The organism is Burkholderia sp. M6-3, from assembly GCF_050858985.1.
GTDB classification, from domain to species: domain Bacteria; phylum Pseudomonadota; class Gammaproteobacteria; order Burkholderiales; family Burkholderiaceae; genus Paraburkholderia; species Paraburkholderia caledonica.
The window spans coordinates 2,045,662-2,064,354 of record NZ_CP110091.1; the positions used below are offsets into that span (position 1 = coordinate 2,045,662).

The window sequence follows — 18,693 nt, forward strand, 5'->3', positions numbered from 1 at the left end:
TCAAAGGCGATTCATGCTGTTGCCGGAGACCTTCGACGACGAGCCCGGGGACGTTCCAATACCGGGAAGCTCCGGGACTTCCGTTTCCGTGGGCGGCGTTTCGTCCGCAGGCAACATGAACCAGAAACAGGCGCCGAGCACTTTGCCGTCCATATCGGTGCGGTTCGACGCGCCGATCCTGCCCCCGTGCGCCTCGACGATGGCGCGGCAAATGGCAAGCCCGAGACCCATGCCCGGGGGTGCCGACTCCTTCTCACCACGGGTGAATTTGTCGAACACCCGGGATTCCATTCCCGCGGGCAGACCTGGCCCGCTATCGCCGACTTCGACCCGCACGTAGCGGTGCGCCTCTTCCTGCATCATGGACGCATCGATGGTGACCGGCGACCCTGCGGGCGTGTATTTGGCCGCGTTCTCGAGCAGGTTCGCGAAGAGCCGGTCCACGAGTACCGCGTCGAGCTGCACGAGCGGGAGATCCGGGGGCACACGCGCCTCGACCCTGCGGTCCCCCAGCATGCGTCGGCAACCGGCCAGCGCGGCGCCGATCACCTCCTCGATCGATGACCACTGCCGGTTCAGCCGCATGCTGCCCTCCTGGAGTCGCGCCATGTCGAGCAGATTGATGATGAGTCCATTCATTCTCAGTGCCTCGTCTTGGATCGCCTCCGAGAGTTCCTGTGCCCTGGGGCCGCCCAATGCGGCGATGCCCTGTTCGGTCAGCACCGATGCGAATCCAACGATTGACGTAAGCGGCGTGCGCAGGTCATGGGAAATCGCGGACAACAACGAATTGCGCAGTCGTTCCGATTCCATGCTGACCAGTGCATCCTGCGCGATCTCGACGTAGTGCACCCGCTCGAGCGCCAGCGCGATCTGCGCGACGAAGGTGTCGAGCATGCGTCGCTGCTCGGGCACGGCAAATTCCGCCATCCGGTCGGAGACCAGCGCGATCACGCCGCGTGTGCGCATCGGTGCCTTGAGCGGCAGGTACAGCGCCTTCGCAGCGGGCAGTGTCTCCGTGCCTTGACCAGCCTGTTTCTGCTGGTCGTAGACCCACTGGGCGATATCACGATCGAGATCGGCGTCGTCGAGTGTGATCGCCGGGTCGGGATTCTCGACCTTGGGTCGTACCTTCTCTGCGCTGTCTGGCAGCAGGATCGCCGTGCGCGCCTGGAACACCTCGCTCACATGACGCATGCCGATCTCGATGATCTGGTCCGTCATCAGCGCGCCACCCAGTTCGCGCGTCATCGCGAACATTGCCCCCGTGCGCCGCTCGCGCAGCGTGGCCAAGTGCGCCTGGCGCTTGAGGCTCGCCGTCAGGTGACTGATCGTCAGCGAAGTCATCAGCATCACGGCGAAGGTAAGCAGATATTGCGTGTCGGCGACCGTGAACGACATCCGCGGCGGCACGAAAAAGAAGTCGAATGCCGCCACGCCGAGAAACGAGAACAGCACGCCTGGCCCGCGCCCGAGGCGTGCCGCGGTGAAGACAGCGCCAAGTAGGTAGAGCATCACAAGATTGGTCTGCGCGATCCGGTCGAGCAGCATGCCGGCAATAGCCGTAATTGCAGAACAGATTGCGAGTGCCCAGGCGTAGGAGGCCGGTGAAGAGCGGCTCGCTCCCAGATCGGGCCCTGCAAACCCGCTTGCGGCATCGTGGCGCTCGGCGGCTTCACGCACCGCGCCCGAGTTGACTACAGTGACGTCGATATCGCGCGCCGACCAGACCATCTGCTGCGAGACGGACGGCATGAGACGCGCGCGCCACCCCCTCACGGATGAGGCTCCCACCACCAGCTTCGATACGTTACGCATGCGAGCATACGCAATGACCGTCGGCGCAACCTCGCTGCCTTGCAGCGTGACGGTTTCCGCGCCCAGCTCGGACGCAAGCCGGAGCGCGTCGAGCGTGCGTTTACGAATGGAATCAGGCAGCCGCTCAAGCTTCGGCGTTTCGACGTAGACGGCCAGCCAGTCCGCTTTCTGGTTCGAAGCGAGGCGCGCCGCAGCGCGCACGAGATTGCTGCTCGCCTGGCCCGCGCCGACGCACACGATGATGCGTTCGCGCGCCTGCCAGATGCGCTCGATCGACTGGTCGGCGCGGTACTCGCGCATCTGCGCATCGACACGGTCGGCGGTACGGCGCAACGCGAGTTCGCGCAGCGCGATCAGATTGCCCTTGCGAAAGAAATTGCGAACCGCATGCTCTGCCTGCTGCGGCATGTAGACCTTGCCTTCGCGCAGCCGGTCGAGCAGTTCTTCAGGCGGCAGATCGACCAGCGTCACCTCGTCGGCGAGATCGAATACGCGGTCGGGTACCGTCTCCCACACGCGGATGCCCGTGATCTGACCGACCACATCGTTCAGGCTCTCGAGATGCTGGACGTTGACCGTCGTGAACACGTCGATGCCGGCATCCAGCAGTTCCTGCACGTCCTGCCAGCGCTTCAGGTGCCGGCTGCCCTGGACGTTGGAATGCGCCAGTTCATCGACGAGGATCAGCTGCGGCTTGCGCACTAGCGCGGCATCGAGATCGAACTCGGCGAGCAGGCGGCCGCGATATTCAATGCGCGCGGGTGCGATGACCTCCAGGCCTTCGATCAACGCGAGCGTCTCCTTGCGCCCATGCGTTTCGACGACTCCCACCACGACATCGGCACCTTCGTCCTTGCGGCGTCGCGCGGCCTGAAGCATCGCAAACGTCTTGCCGACGCCGGCCGACGCGCCGAAGAATATCTTGAGCCGTCCTCGCTGGCTTTTCTCCTCGTCACGCTGCAGCCTGTCCAGCAGTTCGTCGGGATCGGGCCGGTTCATCGCATGTCTCCTTGCGAGTCATCCCGTTATCCTGTCCTCGCGGGCAAGCGAGTTGGCCGCGTACCGCCGTGCCGGGAGAAACTCAATTCATCGGCTTGATCTCGTCGAGCGCGAGATTCAGCGTCAGCACATTGACGCGGCGCTCACCGAATATGCCCCATTGCCGTCCAGAGGTGTTTTGCGCGATCAGTCCGCTCACCTGGTCAAGCATCAGCCCGCGAGCTTTCGCCACGCGCGCGGCCTGATATGCCGCCGCAGCCGGCGTGATATCGGGATCCAGTCCGCTACCGGAGGATGTCACGAGATCCACGGGTATCGGGGTGGTGTTCGACGGATCTGCCTCATGCAGTGCCGCGATGCGCCCTTTCACTTCGTCGGCAAGCGCCGGGTTCGTCGGACCGAGGTTCGAGCCACCGGAATTCTGTGCGTTATAGGGATTTGGCGATGTTGCGGACAACCTGCCCCAGAAATAGTACGGTGCGTCGAACTGCTGGCCGATCAGCGCGGAGCCGACCGGCTTGCCGTCCTTCTCGATCAGGCTGCCGTTGGCCTGCCGCGAAAATATGGCCTGGGAGACCGCCGTCACCACGAGCGGATAGACGCCGCCTGTGATCACCGTCAGCAGCACAAACAACACCAGCACGGGGCGCAAGAAATTGTTCATGGCTCAGACCCATCCAAATACGGTAAGTACGACGTCAATCAGCTTGATGAACGGAAATGGTAAAAGAATCCCGCCGAGGCCATAAATCAGCAGATTGCGGCGCAGCACCGCTGCGGCGCCGAGCGCACGGTACCGCACACCCTTGAGTGCGAGCGGGATGAGCGCGACGATGATCAGCGCGTTGAAGATCACGGCGGACAGAATGGCGGACGACGGCGAAGTCAGGTGCATCACGTCGAGCACGCGCAGGTTCGGGTAGGTCGAGGCGAAGGCCGCCGGAATGATCGCGAAGTATTTCGCAACGTCATTGGCGATCGAGAATGTCGTGAGCGAGCCGCGTGTCATCAGCATCTGCTTGCCGATCTCGACGATTTCGATCAGCTTGGTCGGATTCGAGTCGAGATCGACCATGTTGCCCGCTTCCTTCGCGGCCTGCGTGCCGCTGTTCATCGCCACCGCGACGTCGGCCTGGGCGAGCGCGGGCGCGTCGTTGGTGCCGTCACCCGTCATCGCGACGAGCCGTCCTTCCGTCTGGTGCCCTCGAATCATCTTCAGCTTGGCTTCGGGCGTGGCCTCAGCGAGGAAGTCATCGACGCCGGCTTCGGCCGCAATAGCTGCGGCCGTCAGCCGGTTGTCACCCGTGATCATCACGGTCTTGATGCCCATCTTGCGCAGTTCGGCGAAGCGCTCCTTGATGCCGCCCTTGACGATGTCCTTCAGTTCGATCACGCCGAGTACGCGGGCCGGGCCACTGCCGTTACTGCCGTGGGCACCGGGTTTTTCCGCGACCACCAGTGGCGTGCTGCCGCGTCGCGCGACGTCGGTCACTGCGGTGTTGACCTCGCCAGGATAGCGTCCCCCCTGCGCCTCAACATACAGCTTCACCGCATCCGAGGCGCCCTTGCGGATCTCCCGGTCCGGCAGATCGACACCGCTCATGCGCGTCTGCGCCGTGAAGCCGAGAAAAGTGGCGTGCAACGCCCCCATGTCGCGCTCCCGGATGTTGAAGCGCTGCTTCGCCAGCACGACGATGCTGCGGCCTTCGGGCGTTTCGTCGGCAAGCGACGCCAGTTGCGCCGCGTCGGCGAGGTCCTGTTCCGAGACACCGAGAGCCGGTATGAAAGCCGACGCTTGCCGGTTGCCCAGCGTGATGGTGCCCGTCTTGTCCAGCAGCAGTACGTCGACGTCACCAGCCGCCTCAACAGCGCGTCCGGAAGTGGCAATCACGTTCGCCTGCATCATCCGGCTCATGCCGGCCACGCCAATCGCGGAAAGCAGCCCGCCGATGGTAGTCGGGATGAGGCAGACCAGCAGGGCCACAAGGGCCGTAATGGTCACGACATGGCCCGCCTGTGCAGCCGAAACGGAGAAAATCGAGAACGGCAGCAGGGTTGCCGTGGCGAAGAGCAGCACGAGTGTGAGCGCCACCAGCAGGATCGTCAGCGCGATCTCGTTCGGCGTCTTCTGACGCTTCGCCCCTTCGACCATCGCAATCATCCGGTCGAGAAATGCTTCTCCGGGGTTGACCGAGACCCGCACGACAATCCAGTCCGAGAGCACGCGCGTGCCGCCCGTGACCGATGAGAAGTCGCCGCCGGATTCGCGGATCACCGGCGCGGATTCGCCTGTGATGGCAGATTCGTCGACCGACGCGACGCCCTCGATGACCTCGCCGTCGGCGGGAATCGTGTCGCCCGTCTCGACCAGCACGACGTCGCCCTTTCGCAGGTCGGTCGACGTCGTGATCGTGACGGCCGATTTCGGATGCGGGTCGTTGAGCTTCTTCCCCACCACATTGTGTTTCGCGCTGCGCAGCGACGCTGCCTGCGCCTTTGAGCGGCCTTCGGCCAGTGCTTCGGCAAAGTTGGCGAAGAGCACGGTGAACCACAACCACAGCGCGATGGCAAGAATGAAGCCGGCGGGCGCCTCGGCCTGACCGGCAAGCGCGGCAAACCAGAGGATCGTGGTCAGCACGCTGCCCACGTAGACGCAAAACATCACGGGATTGCGCAACTGCGTGCGCGGCTCGAGCTTTCTGAATGAATCCACAATCGCCGGCTTCACGAGCACCGGGTCGAACATCGAGCGCGCGGCCGTTCGTGCCTGACCAAGGTTGTCGGGGCGATGGGTGGGCTGTTGACCGGACGTAGTCATGCTTACCTCCAACTCAGTGACCCGCAATCATTGACAGATGCTCGGCAACCGGACCGAGCGCAAGCGCGGGCACGAACGTGAGTGCGCCGATCAGGAGCACGGCACCGAGCAGCATCACGACGAACAGCGGGCCATGTGTGGGCAAGGTTCCTTCCGTCACCGCGATGCGCTTCTTCTGCGCGAGCGACCCCGCGACGGCGAGCACCGCTACCGCCGGCACGAACCGGCCGAACCACATGGCTATGGCCAGCAGAACGTTATAGAACGGCGTATTGACGGAAAGACCCGCAAATGCACTGCCGTTGTTGTTCGTGGCCGAGGTGAACGCGTAGAGAATCTGGGAGAAACCGTGCGGGCCGGGATTGGAAATACCCGCGGTGCCCAGCGGGGACAGCACACCGATCGACGCCCCAACGAGGACGATCATCGGCATGATGAGGACCGCGATCGACACCATCTTCATCTCGTACGACTCAATCTTCTTGCCGATGTATTCAGGCGTGCGGCCAATCATCAACCCGGCAATGAACACGGCGAGCAGTGCAAAGACCAGCATCCCGTAGAGGCCTGAGCCGACCCCGCCATATACGACCTCGCCCAGTTGCATCATAAGGATCGGCACGAAACCACCCATCGGCGTGAGCGAGTCGTGCATGTTGTTGACCGCCCCACACGATGCCGAAGTGGTGGCGACCGTGAAGATGCCGGAATCGGCAATTCCGAACCGCACCTCCTTGCCTTCCATGTTGCCACCGGTCTGCAACGCCGACCTGGTCTGGTCGACCCGCAGCGAGGTGAACAACGGATTGCCCGCCTGCTCGGACGAGATCTCACCCCAGCAACCAATCGCAAATGCAATGGTCATGGCCGCGAGCACCGCGTAACCTTGCCGGTTGTCGCCGACCATCCGCCCGAAGACGATGCACAGGGCCGCGCCGATGCTCAGCATGGCAACCATCTGGATAAAATTCGCCAGTGGCGTCGGGTTCTCGTACGGATGCGCGGAATTGGCATTGAAGAATCCGCCTCCGTTCGTGCCGAGCATCTTGATTGCTTCCTGGGAGGCTAGCGGCCCCATTGCAATGGTCTGCTTGTCCGCCTTCATGTCCTGCATCACGGGATTACCCTTTGCATCCTTGAGCGGATTGCCCTGCGCATCGGTCTTCGGCGCCTGGTAGGTCGTGACCTGAAGCGTCGGAACGTCCACGTACGACCTGAAGTTCTGGATCGCGCCCTGACTGACGAACACCAGCGCGATGACAAACGCGATTGGCATCAGGATGTACAGCGTGGATCGCGTCAGGTCGACCCAGAAATTGCCAATCGTCGTTGCCGTGTGGCGCGCGAATCCCCGAATCAGCGCCACGGCCACTGCAATGCCCGTCGCTGCCGAAAGGAAGTTTTGAACGGCCAGCGCCGTCATCTGTGTGAGATAGCTCACTGTCGTTTCCGGCGTATAGTTCTGCCAGTTCGTGTTGGTGATGAAACTCACCGCCGTATTGAACGCCGCATCAGGCGTCATGGGACCGAAGCCCTGCGGGTTCGCAGGCAGCCATTGCTGCAGACGCAGAAAGCCATACACGGCCAACGCGCCCAGCGCGTTGAAAAGAAGCACTGCGAACGCGTACTGCTTCCACGACATCTCGGACTCGGGATTCACGCCCGCAAGTCGATACAGGAAATGTTCGACCGGCCGCCCGAACTTGCGCACGACGGCAGAGGAACCGTCCAGCACCGAGGTCATGTAGTGACCAAGCGGGATGGCCACAGCGGTCAGGACGACGATAAAAAGCACGACGTGCAGAGTGTTGTAGGCGTTCATTCGAGATCCTCCGCGCGCAGCAGTGCGTAGACGAGGTACACGAACAGGAGAAGCGTCGCAGCGGCGGCGATCCAGATCATCCATGAGGTCATGGGCGGCCTCCCGGTGCGTTCCTGTGCAATTTCTCGCAGCCGATCACCAGCGCGAGAGAGAGCCCCAAAAAGGCGGCGACGCCGACTATGTAGATCAGGTCCATTTCTGTTCCCCCTGACGGATCGCGCAACGACGAGGTAATACCGACCCCTCGTGAAGGACATGACAAGCCTAGGCAACGGTAAATAAAAGAGGCGTAAAAATCGAGCGCTCAAATGCAAACGCCAAGGCAGCTAATACACCCCACTTCCTGGAAACCAGATGGATCAAGTAAATGAGTTATTTAATTAATAAACCGATGAATGCGGCATCGTGTTTGCGCAGGTTCTAACAGGACGAATGTTCACTTCCTGATATATGAAACGCGTTCTGTTCGAATGAACGGACTGCCCTGTCGTACGTAAGGTTAGATGTGGCGGACTGGCCGAGTTTGACTCACATCAAAGGCATATGATCCAAGGGTGGGACGCCGGGTGCTCCGAAGATCTCGCTGCCCGTAGACGGACACCATCCAGGCGCCAGTCCAGCCCGCCTCGTTCACGCTGTCAGGCACTGCATCCGTTAAAACCACACAGCTTTAACCTCAATGTCGAACCAGCCTAACGCCAGCATCGATCCGACTGACCAGCGCGCGAAGCACGCAGGTCCTCCTCGTGCACCGCGCGCCACGCACGGAACCGGTGCAATGGCATCGCTGGCCCTCGCAGCGCTCGGCATCGTGTTCGGTGACCTTGGGACCAGTCCTCTATACGCGATGCAGGAGGCTTTCAATGGCGCGCGTGGCGTGACCGCGTCGCCGGAAAACGTGGTGGGAATCGTCTCGCTATTCCTGTGGTCCCTCATTCTGATGGTGAGCATCAAGTACGTTCTTGTTCTTATGCAGGCCGACAACCGCGGCGAAGGCGGGCTGCTGGCACTCCTCGCGCTGCTGGTGGGAGAGCGTACTGGTCGCGAGACACGACGGGGGCTCTGTCAGGTTGATGGGGAGGCGGCGGTAGAATGAAGTGATGAAGAAAACGAAATCGCTTTATCACGGTCACCGCTTCCCTGCAGTCGTCATCAGTTGCGCGGTTCGGTGGTATTTCCGGTTCAACCTGAGCCTTCGCGACATCGAGGAATTGTTGCTCGAGCGTGGTGTCGTGGTCACATACGAAACGGTCCGTTGCTGGTGTGACAAGTTCGGCGCTCGATTCGCCTGTTGTGCCAAAGCGGCGCGGCGCAAGCCGGGCAGTACATGGCATCTGGACGAAATGTTCGTCACACTGCGCGGCGAGCCGTATCTTTTGTGGCGAGCGGTCGACGAGCATGGTGTCGAACTCGACGTGCTGGTGCAAAAGCGGCGCGACAAGGCTGCGGCAAAGCGCTTCTTCCGGCGGGTGCTGCGTTCAAACCCGCTGCCGCGCAAGATCGTTACCGACCAGCTGCGCAGCTATCCCGCAGCAAAGGCCGACATTCCCGAGCTCGCTCATATTAAGCACGTCTTCGTCAAAGCGGCTGCACGCGTAAATAACCGTGCTGAGAACAGCCACCAGCCGACCCGCAGGCGCGAACGACAGATGTGCGGCTTTCGCGATGCGCGTCGCACGCAGGCGTTCCTCTCATGCTTCGGCCCAATCCGGCAGCACTTCGCGTTGCCCAGACATCAGATGAACGCGGCATGTCATCGTGCCGTACTCCAGGAACGCTTCGCCACATGGCATGGATGGACTGTTACTGCCGCAGTCGAGTGCGTTATCTGATAAGGATAACTATGCTTTAGCTTCTCAGGTAGTCTACGCCCGACAAGTTGACAGAGCCGAAGTGAGATCGTCTCAGTCCTTGTCCTTGTCGTTCTTGTCCTTGAGACGAACGACGGGGTTCATGCGTTCATCTATCCATTCGATTGCCCATTTGTGCGCATAGGCTATTGCATCCGCCTCGTTGCCAAAATCCCCGAGGTCGCCTGACTCGTGCACTTCGTCCAGACCGGCCTCCGATAAATCTTGGCACGGTTCTATCCTCGCTCGAGGGAAGTACCGACCGAGCGAAAACTCCGCAGTCACGTCAATGTCGCATGTTCCATATAAAAAATGCATGATTTATCTCGAAGGTCATACCATGACGTCAGGTCACGATGCGTGCAAACTGAACGGTATACCCGCAACGTCAGGGCTGCATGACGCAAATCAAACGCAGACTATTTTCCCGTTGCGACGTGGGGCTAGATGGCCAGGGCTCTAGCAGAAGGTTCTGGTACGAATTCGCGGTGAGCTAAAGTAGAGGCTTTTAGCGGCGGTGATGCAGGATGGCGAAGAAGCTCCGGGATCTGGACGAACTGTTCAAAGGTCGGCACGTTGAACGCGAACTCATCATTCTCTGTGTGCGCTGGTATTGCCGCTACAAGCTCTCGTATCGGGACCTCGCCGAAATGATGGTGGAACGCGGACTGCACGTCGCACATACGACCATGATGCGCTGGGTCCAACGCTACGTGCCGGAATTCGAGAAGCGTTGGGCCCGTTATGCGCGCCAAACCGGCCGCTCGTGGCGCGTCGGCGAGACGTACATGAAGGTGCGCGGGCGGTGGGTCTACCTGTACCGCGCCGTTGATCGCGATGGCAATACGGTCGACTTCAGGCTCAGTCCGAAACGTGACGTGGCGGCGGCTAAAGCCTTCCTGCGCAAGGCGCTCAGAACCCAGGGCCGGGCTCCCACCAGCATCACGCTCGATGGCTACGCGGCGTCACATCGGGCAGTGCGCGACCTGCCCGGCGACAATCCGGCGTGGCGCAACACGAAGTGCCGCTCGTCGAAGTATTTGAACAATCTGATCGAGCAGGATCATCGCGGCGTCAAGTCGCGGATTGGCCCCATGTTGGGGTTCAGGAACCTCGACTGCGCGGCGATCACACTGGCCGGCGCCGAACTCCTGCATCGCATTCGCAAGAACCAGTTTGCCATCGGTCGCCTAAGTATCAAAGACCAAACTCCGCCTGCAATCTGGAGTGCCGTGCTTGCGGCATGACGCGACGGGGTGGCACACACTTCGCTCGCCCCCGATCTAAATTTTTGCACCACAACCGCTCAGGCCAAGACGTTTTCTCGCGCCGGGATCGTCGACGATTTCTTCGCGACCAACGTGGGTGATGATCAATGGGTGCTGACGCTGGTCGTCGTCAGTCGGCAGGGTCGTCAGATGCAGGTCCAGTTGCGCACTGCGCGCGAGCTCGATCCTCGCAACGTCCGCCATTCAAAACGCTGGACGCTGCGATCAGCGCGGCTGGCGAGATTGGCTTCGACGTCCGTACCATTGGGATTGCACGAATCGGTCAACGTCCACTATCGCGCGCCGGCAAGGCCAGGCGGGGCACGCAGGAAGCTCGCAGCATGCTGCCCGACGCGGACTAGATCCATCGACTGAAAATATGAAAAGAAGCGCCGAGAATAGGCTAAAGGTGGTGGCGGTCCGCGTCGATCCGCAGGTCGAGCACAGGTTGCGGCTGCTCGCTGAGGCCACTGGTCGCAAGCAGTCGTTTTTCCCGCAGCAATTGATCGAGCGTGGCATTGACGCGATGGAGGAAACATGGCTGCCGCCGGCGACGCTCGCGAAGATCCGTACGGGCGAGTTCCCAGAATTGAATGAGCCGGGTGCGTATTTCGGACGAAGGTGACCGGCCGTTTCGGGATCGTGACCGGCGATTTCGGCAACGTGACCGTCCGTTCCGGGGACGTGACCGATCGGACCGGACGGCAGGACTGGCGTTGCGCATGACATCAACCACGCGAGCTATGCTCGCCGGCTTTTGCCGGAGAGAGCATGCCCGCGCACCGGATGAACATGCGCATGATCAAGGACGTTTTACGACTTAAGTTCGACGGCGGTTTCTCGCATGATCGAATCGCCGCGTCGCTGGGCATTTCCAAGGGCGTGGTCACGAAGTACGTCGGACTGGCGGGTGCCGCCGGGCTGGATTGGGCGATCGCCTGTGATATGGACGAAGGCGAGCTCGAACGACGGCTTCTTGGCAAGCCCACCGGACCCGCGGCCTATGCACAGCCCGACTACGGTCGCATTCATCAAGAGCTGCGCCGCAAGGGCGTGACGCTGACGTTGTTGTGGGAGGAATATCAAGCAGAGTTCGCGAATCGGAAGACCTACCGCTACACGCAGTTCTGCGAGCACTATAAGGCGTTCACGAAACGGTTGAAGCGCTCGATGCGGCAGATCCACCGTGCTGGCGAGAAGCTATTCGTCGACTTCGCCGGTCCCACGTTGGCGTTGACCACAGGGCGCCGCGCGCACATCTTCGTGGCCGCCATGGGCGCATCGAGCTATACATTCGCATGCGCCACGCCGGCCGAGACGATGGAGGACTGGCTGAGCGGTATCGCCCGCGCGCTGACCTTCTACGGCGGCGTTCCCCAACTGATCGTGCCGGATAACCCGCGCGCGATGATCGCCGATCCCGATCGCTATGAGCCTCGCGCCGGCGACACCGTGCTGGACTTCGCGCGTCACTACGGCACCTCATTTCTGCCTGCACGCGTTTATCGCCCGCAGGATAAGCCGAAGGTTGAAGTGGCGGTTCAGGTGGTCGAACGTTGGATCATGGCGCGCCTGCGTCATCGCCAGTTCGAGTCGGTCCAGTCGGTGGACGACGCGATCCGCCCGCTACTGAAGAACTTGAACGAGCGCCCGTTTCAGAAGCTGCCGGGATGCCGCGCCAGCGCGTTCACCGAATTAGACGCGCCGGCCCTACAGCCACTGCCGGTGCAGCCGTATGAGCTCGCGCGGTTCAAGGCAGTAACGGTCCACATCGACTACCACATCGAGATCGATAAACATCGCTACAGCGTTCCTCACGCGCTTGTTGGACTCAAGCTCGATGCGTGCATCACTGCCGGCGCTGTCGAGTTGTTGCATCGCGGTCGCCGTGTGGCCAGCCATGCTCGCAATGATCGCGTAGGAGGCTACACCACCGTCGTCGAGCACATGCCGGCGGCACACCGCGCCCATCTCGAATGGACTCCGCAGCGGCTTATCCACTGGGGTCAGCAGATTGGCGGCGCCACCGGCGCGCTCGTCGCGCGGCTTCTGCAGGAACAGCGCCATCCCGAGCACGGCTATCGGGCGTGCCTTGGCTTGCTCTCGCTCTCACGTCGCTATGGTCGCGACCGTCTCGAAGCGGCGTGCGCGTTGGCGCTCGAATTGGGTGTACATCGTTACCGCCACGTGCGCGACATCCTCATTAACAACCGCGACCGCGCGGCAGCGACCACGCCTGTCGAATGGGTCAGTCCGAGTCACGCGCATGTCCGTGGCCCCAGCTACTACCAATAAAGAGAACCCGTCATGATGATGCACCAAACCTTGACGCAACTACGCACCCTGAAGTTGGATGGATTCGCCGACGGATTGGAAGAGCAACTGACGCAGCCCGGCACGGCGGCTCTGAGCTTCGAGGAACGCCTGTCGTTGCTGGTCGACCGGGAAGCAAGTTGGCGCGATGATCGTCGCCGCACCCGACTGCTCAAGCAAGCGCGCCTCAAGTATCCGCAGGCCGCCATCGAAGATCTCGACACTCGCGCTGGTCGAGGCGTGGACCCGCGTTCGCTCACAAGCCTAGCTCTTGGCGACTGGGTCGAATCGGGATACAGCCTGCTCATTAGCGGCCCAACCGGCGCAGGTAAATCATGGCTCGCTTGCGCCCTCGCGCAATATGCCTGCCGACGCGGGCACTCCGCGTTGTACCTACGTGTGCCGCGCCTCGGCGAGGAACTACGCGTCCTCCACGGCAACGGCGGCTTCACCAAATGGTTGCTGCAGGTTGCTCGAGTTGATGTTCTCCTGCTGGACGATTGGGGAATGGCTCCGCTCGACGCGATGGTTCGAAACGATTTGCTCGAGATGATTGATGACCGGTCTGCCGGCAAAGCCACGATCGTGACCAGCCAGCTACCAATCGAACACTGGCACGGCTGGATAGGCGACGAGACCATCGCCGACGCAATGCTAGATCGCCTCATGCAGCGTCATCACCGCATCAAACTGACGGGCGAATCTCTCAGAAAAGCATCTCCGAAGCCCAGCGTGCTGGAACCAGAACTCGACCAAAACTAGCGAGGAAATCTACAATCGATACCGCGCAACGCCCGACCCTGCCAAGTCGGTCACGTTCCCGAAATCGGCGGTCACGTTCGCCGAAATACGCACCATGAGAGAATTCTTGCTCTTGCACGTGTTCTCATCCTCGTCGCCTCATGAAGATCCTCGAATACACCGGGCTCGACACCTCACGCGTCAAGGCCAGCTACGACAAGGTGACGGCGGCCATCGCTCGCCACGACTTCCGTGCTGCCCAAGTCAAGAAGCTCGCTAATCTGAGCCACGGCAAGTTCTACCGGGCGAAGCTGGATGACGCCGACCGGCTGTTGTTCTCGCTGGTGCGCCACGGGGATGAAGTCTGCGCATTGATACTGGAAGTGATCGCCAATCACGCCTACGATAAGTCACGCTTCCTGCGCGGCGCGGCGATTGACGAGAGCAAAATTCCAGACATCAGCGCTGATGACGCCATCAGGGAGGCGCAACCTCTACGCTACCTTCATCCCGAACGTACCGGCATTCACCTGCTCGACAAACCGATCTCGTTTGATGACACGCAGGAGACCATTTACCGACAGCCACCTCCGTTGATTGTCGTCGGCAGCGCTGGCAGCGGCAAGACCGCACTGACGCTTGAAAAGCTCAAGCATGCCGAAGGTGAGGTCCTCTACGTCACTCACTCCGCCTTCCTGGCGCAGAGCGCCCGCGACCTTTACTACTCCAACGGTTTCGAACATGGCGGTCAGGAGGCCGTATTTCTGTCCTACCGGGAGTTTGTCGAGTCGATCCGCGTTCCGGCAGGACGCGAGGCTAGCTGGCGCGACTTTGCGGGCTGGTACTCCCGTATACGGCAGAACTTCAAGGATGTCGAAGCCCACCAGGCTTTCGAGGAGATTCGCGGCGTGATTGCTGCCGGGTCAGGCGGTGTCCTGTCGCGCGACGAGTATCAAGCACTGGGCGTGCGTCAATCGATCTTTCCCGTAGAACGGCGCGACCAACTCTACAATCTGTTTGAGAAGTATGGCGCCTGGCTGGCCGAGGCAAAGCTCTACGACCTGAATCTTGTCGCACACGACTGGCGAGCGCTGGCAGCGCCGCGCTACGACTTCGTGGTTATTGACGAGGCGCAGGACATCACCACCGTGCAACTCGCGCTCGTACTGAAAACCCTGAAGAAGCCTGGCCATTTCATGCTCTGCGGGGATTCCAACCAGATTGTCCATCCCAATTTCTTTTCCTGGAGCCAAGTCAAGAGCCTGTTCTGGAAGGACCCGAAACTGGCCGAGCGACAGGAATTGCGCGTGCTGGAGGCCAACTTTCGCAACGGCCTGGAGGCCACTCGCGTCGCCAATCAGTTGCTCAAGATCAAGCAGCGGCGCTTCGGCTCCATCGACCGCGAGAGCAACTTCCTGGTCCAGGCCGTTAGCGGCGAGACTGGCCAGGTTACGCTGATATCCGACAAGGACGCCGCCAGGCGCGAACTGGACCAGAAAATTCGCCAATCCACACAGTTCGCCGTCCTGGTAATGCGCGATGAGGACAAGGCCGACGCCCGCAAGCACTTTGCCACGCCGCTATTGTTCTCGATCCACGAAGCCAAGGGTCTCGAATACGAGAACATCGTGCTCTACCGCTTCATCTCGGATCACCGCGGCGAGTTCAACGATATCGTCGAGGGCGTCGCCAAGGCCGACCTAGCGGTCGAGACACTGAATTACAAACGCGCCAAAGACAAGAGTGATAAGTCGCTCGAAGTCTATAAGTTCTTCGTCAATGCCCTGTATGTAGCGCTGACGCGCGCCATCAAGAACATCTACATGATCGAGTCGGACACAGGGCATGAGTTGTTCGGGTTGCTGGATCTCGTCGTCGGCCAGACCAGGATCGAGGCCAAACAATCCACGCTCGAAGACTGGCAGAAGGAAGCACGCAAGCTCGAACTTCAGGGCAAGCAGGAGCAGGCGGAGGCCATCCGCCGCACCATCTTGAAGCAGGTTCCGGTGCCTTGGCCGGTGTTCGATGATGCCAAGGTCCGGGAACTGCTGATCAAGGTCTTCCGCGAGCAGTCTCCGGGCAACAAGGGCAAGCAGCAACTCTTTGACTATGCCACCTGTTTCGACGAACCGCAGCTCGCCGAGTGGCTGGCAGTTGAGGCGAAATTCGAGCAGGCACGGACCTTTGATCAGCAGCGCGCGGTGTTCGCCCGCAAGAGCTACGTCCCTTACTTCGCCAACCACTTCAAGGACATCCTCAGGCAGTGTGACCTGCATGGCGTCGATCATCGCCTGCCAATGAACCAGACGCCACTGATGGCCGCAGCTGCTGCAGGAAACGTGGCGCTGGTGGAAGCACTGCTGGAGCGCGGTGCCGACCGCGATGCCGTCGATCACTATGGTCACAACGCACTGCACTGGGCTTTGCGTCAGGCATTTGACGATGCAAAGTTCGCTGCTGGCCCGCTGGCGGCAATCTATGAATGCCTGGCTCCGCCCTGCATTGATGTCAGAGCGTGTGATCGCCTGGTCCGCATCGACCGGCATCTGTCTGAATACTTTCTGTTCCAGACCCTGTGGGTATTGTTCAAAGCCCGATTCAGCAAGATACGACGCAATGCAGACAGCGCGTTCCAGACCCAAATCATCCTCGATGCCTGGCAACACTTACCCGCTAACGTAGTGCGGCCGGAGCGCAACAAGCGCCAGCATCTTTCTGGCGTGCTGGCGAGGAACGAAATCGACAGAGACTATGCCTACAATAGATCCCTGTTTCTGCGTGTATCCACCGGACGGTACCAGTTCAATCCCAAACTCGCTGTGCGTCGCCGCCAGGGCGAAGAAGTAAACTGGATCCCGATCTACACGGCACTCAATCTCCCGTTGATTAGCGAGTTTGCCTACAACGACGGCTGGATCAGCACCTGGAACAATATTGACAAGCTTGTGATCCTTGCCGGACTCCCTGAACGAACCACACCAATCGCCGCTGAACGCTTCACCGAGCGGCAAGCGGCCAAAATGAGGGAGTTGGACGAACGCAGAGCCAATCAACTTGCTGCCAAAGCACGTATTCATGCCGCCGTCGAAGGCACCCAAAACAGAGCGCCACCATGGGGAACAAAGGAAGCCAAACGGCTTGAAATCGAACGTGTGAGACAAGAAATCGAAAGACGTAAGAAGAAGTGACTTGCCGCTCCTCGTTGGCCGTATAAAGCGCTTCGCATAACGCCGATCAATCGCTGCCGGACTCGAAGAGTCGAAGGCCGCTGTGCCCTGGAAGCAGCCGCCAGAGCCGCGCCGGATTGAACGGCGGCAACGGGTCGGGTCGCGTCAGCCCCGTCCTTCAGCTCATCGCCGAAAAGCGGCCGATGGGATTTGGCTTCTCGAAAGCGGCCTGTCGTCAGCGCGCACTCACGACCCATCTCTGCCGTTCGACGACGGGTCGCTGCTTTGTCTCTTCTTGCACTGAAGCGGTCATGCGCATTACGACGTCGCGGCTAGCTACGACCGTCGTGCTGATCACGTTGTCGTGAAGTTGAACGCGGGGTTACTCCTGTCGTTCCCTCTCATATGTCGGCAGGTCTGGGCGGCGCAGCACGGGAGATATAGCAGGTTCGTCAGCTTTGTGGGCTTTCCGTTGATGGGCAATGGATGGTCATCGATAACGGCCCAATGACCCGTCTGCCGCGCGACGCCGCCTGGTCCGCACGTGCGCGCGGAATCGGCCGCCTTGCCCCATACGCGAGTAAATCCCAAGTCTGAGAGCGCTTTCGCTTTGCTTTGCCGAGTTCTACCATTGTTAATGTAGCGTTGCTGTAGGCGTTACCGGTTCTTCCCGGATCTGTCTCGCGACCCTTGGCTGTTCTCTCTTCTTCCCTGGCTGATGTCGCTATGGCTATTCGATCGCTCGAACCTGACCTCAAGGGAGGTTCTGGTGGCTCAGGGTAACTTTTCGCCTCACAATTTCGCTAATCTCAGCGAGGTCGAAATCGATCACCGTTATCGGTTGTTGATTGACGCCGTTGAGGACTACGCGATTTTCATGCTTGATCGTTCTGGAAACGTCGCAAGCTGGAATCCCGGTGCGCAACGCGCCAAAGGCTATTCTCCAGACGAAATCGTAGGACGGCATTTCTCCGTTTTCTACACCGACGAAGATGCGCTGGCCGGAAAGCCCGCGCAACTGCTAGCCGCTGCGAGAGATCACGGCCGGGCCGAGGATGAGGGGTGGCGGATCCGAAAAGACGGTAGCCGGTTTTGGGCAAACGTCGTTATCACAGCCGTTCGGAATGAGGGTGGTGACCTGGTCGGATACGCCAAGATTACGCGCGACCTCACCGAGTCACGTCGGCTTAATGAACTGGAACGGGTTACCGCCGACTCGGCACTGGTCCAGCGTGCTCAGGAAAGCGAGAAAAAGCGCATTGCGCGTGAACTTCATGACGATCTGGGTCAGCGGATCTCCGCACTGAAGATGACGCTTGCCCTGCATGAGACGGATATCTCGCAATATGTTCCTAAGAACGTTACGGGGCGCCTGAGTGGGATTCGTGAGCTTGCCACCCAGCTCGACGCGATGGCCACGGCAATGCGACGTATCGCAGCCGACCTTCGTCCGCCAGTGCTCGATGACCTGGGGCTTGAGGCAGCACTCGAGTGGATGACGGAGAACTTCGAACTGCGCTACGGCATGCCGGTGCAGTGTGAGATTGACGTAGACGAGTTGCATCTCAACGACCTGGCAGCCATTTCGCTTTTTCGCGTGGCCCAGGAGGCGCTGACAAACATCGCAAGGCATGCGAAGGCAAGCCAGGTGGCCGTCACGCTGTCAACGGACGACAAGGACTGCGATCTGCGTATCCGCGACGATGGAATCGGTCTTCCGGCAGAATCGGAACTGCGACCAGACGCATTCGGCATGCGCGGCATGCGCGAGCGGATCGCGCAATTGGGCGGAAACCTGTCCGTCGAGAGTAAGCCTGGCGAGGGGGTGACCGTTGCCGCGAAAGTGCCGCTGTCCCGGATCACAGTCGCAAGCTAGTTCCTCTCGCCGGATCTTTCC

15 protein-coding genes are annotated in these 18,693 nt (G+C 60.7%); 8 read left to right on the forward strand and 7 right to left on the reverse strand.

Annotation, left to right across the window (positions count from 1 at the left end):
- The 5 genes from OH764_RS26700 to kdpF form a co-directional block, all read right to left on the reverse strand.
- Nucleotides 1-2,817, reverse strand: coding sequence for a KdpD family sensor histidine kinase (locus tag OH764_RS26700; RefSeq protein ID WP_498849143.1), 2,817 nt, complete (start codon nucleotides 2,815-2,817; stop codon nucleotides 1-3).
- Nucleotides 2,818-2,899: 82 nt separating this feature from the next.
- Complete coding sequence (gene kdpC, locus OH764_RS26705) at nucleotides 2,900-3,481, reverse strand: potassium-transporting ATPase subunit C (RefSeq protein ID WP_498849144.1); 582 nt, start codon at nucleotides 3,479-3,481, stop codon at nucleotides 2,900-2,902.
- 3 nt (nucleotides 3,482-3,484) lie between these two features.
- A complete protein-coding gene (kdpB, locus tag OH764_RS26710) occupies nucleotides 3,485-5,635 on the reverse strand; it encodes a potassium-transporting ATPase subunit KdpB (RefSeq protein ID WP_498849145.1) in 2,151 nt (716 codons plus the stop codon).
- Nucleotides 5,636-5,648: 13 nt separating this feature from the next.
- Entirely contained in the window at nucleotides 5,649-7,457 is a 1,809-nt protein-coding gene (kdpA, locus tag OH764_RS26715; protein ID WP_498849146.1) for a potassium-transporting ATPase subunit KdpA, read from the reverse strand.
- Nucleotides 7,454-7,549, reverse strand: a complete 96-nt coding sequence (gene kdpF, locus OH764_RS26720; RefSeq protein WP_498849147.1) for a K(+)-transporting ATPase subunit F — start codon at nucleotides 7,547-7,549, stop codon at nucleotides 7,454-7,456. Before kdpF ends, kdpA begins: the two co-directional genes overlap by 4 nt.
- 686 nt (nucleotides 7,550-8,235) lie before the next feature.
- On the opposite strand from kdpF, the gene OH764_RS26725 reads away from it, so the two are divergent.
- Both OH764_RS26725 and OH764_RS26730 read left to right on the forward strand, forming a co-directional pair.
- Nucleotides 8,236-8,553 (forward strand): KUP/HAK/KT family potassium transporter, encoded by a 318-nt coding sequence (locus tag OH764_RS26725; protein ID WP_498849148.1) that lies wholly within the window; start codon nucleotides 8,236-8,238, stop codon nucleotides 8,551-8,553.
- Nucleotides 8,554-8,557: 4 nt separating this feature from the next.
- Nucleotides 8,558-9,289, forward strand: a complete 732-nt coding sequence (locus OH764_RS26730; protein WP_498849139.1) for an IS6 family transposase — start codon at nucleotides 8,558-8,560, stop codon at nucleotides 9,287-9,289.
- Nucleotides 9,290-9,361: 72 nt separating this feature from the next.
- Here OH764_RS26730 and OH764_RS26735 read toward each other — a convergent pair whose 3' ends face one another.
- Nucleotides 9,362-9,625: a hypothetical protein gene (locus OH764_RS26735; RefSeq protein ID WP_498849149.1), complete on the reverse strand. Its 264-nt coding sequence runs from the start codon at nucleotides 9,623-9,625 to the stop codon at nucleotides 9,362-9,364.
- Between the two features lie 209 nt (nucleotides 9,626-9,834).
- On the opposite strand from OH764_RS26735, the gene OH764_RS26740 reads away from it, so the two are divergent.
- Nucleotides 9,835-10,554: an IS6 family transposase gene (locus OH764_RS26740; RefSeq protein WP_498849150.1), complete on the forward strand. Its 720-nt coding sequence runs from the start codon at nucleotides 9,835-9,837 to the stop codon at nucleotides 10,552-10,554.
- Nucleotides 10,555-10,590: 36 nt separating this feature from the next.
- Here the strand turns inward: OH764_RS26740 and OH764_RS26745 are convergent, their stop codons facing one another.
- Nucleotides 10,591-10,779 (reverse strand): hypothetical protein, encoded by a 189-nt coding sequence (locus tag OH764_RS26745; protein WP_498849151.1) that lies wholly within the window; start codon nucleotides 10,777-10,779, stop codon nucleotides 10,591-10,593.
- A 175-nt stretch (nucleotides 10,780-10,954) separates the two neighbouring features.
- On the opposite strand from OH764_RS26745, the gene OH764_RS26750 reads away from it, so the two are divergent.
- From OH764_RS26750 to OH764_RS26770, 5 genes are all read left to right on the forward strand, one after another.
- Nucleotides 10,955-11,200 (forward strand): hypothetical protein, encoded by a 246-nt coding sequence (locus OH764_RS26750; protein WP_498849152.1) that lies wholly within the window; start codon nucleotides 10,955-10,957, stop codon nucleotides 11,198-11,200.
- A gap of 146 nt (nucleotides 11,201-11,346) precedes the next feature.
- A complete protein-coding gene (istA, locus tag OH764_RS26755; protein ID WP_498849153.1) occupies nucleotides 11,347-12,870 on the forward strand; it encodes an IS21 family transposase in 1,524 nt (507 codons plus the stop codon).
- A gap of 12 nt (nucleotides 12,871-12,882) precedes the next feature.
- On the forward strand, nucleotides 12,883-13,650 hold the full coding sequence (gene istB, locus OH764_RS26760; protein ID WP_498849154.1) for an ATP-binding protein: 768 nt from the start codon (nucleotides 12,883-12,885) through the stop codon (nucleotides 13,648-13,650).
- Between the two features lie 140 nt (nucleotides 13,651-13,790).
- On the forward strand, nucleotides 13,791-16,817 hold the full coding sequence (locus OH764_RS26765) for a DEAD/DEAH box helicase (RefSeq protein ID WP_498849155.1): 3,027 nt from the start codon (nucleotides 13,791-13,793) through the stop codon (nucleotides 16,815-16,817).
- 745 nt (nucleotides 16,818-17,562) lie between these two features.
- Nucleotides 17,563-18,672 carry a PAS domain-containing sensor histidine kinase gene (locus OH764_RS26770; protein ID WP_498851307.1) on the forward strand — a complete coding sequence of 370 codons (1,110 nt, stop codon included), beginning with the start codon at nucleotides 17,563-17,565 and terminating at the stop codon, nucleotides 18,670-18,672.
- Nucleotides 18,673-18,693: the final 21 nt, after the last annotated feature.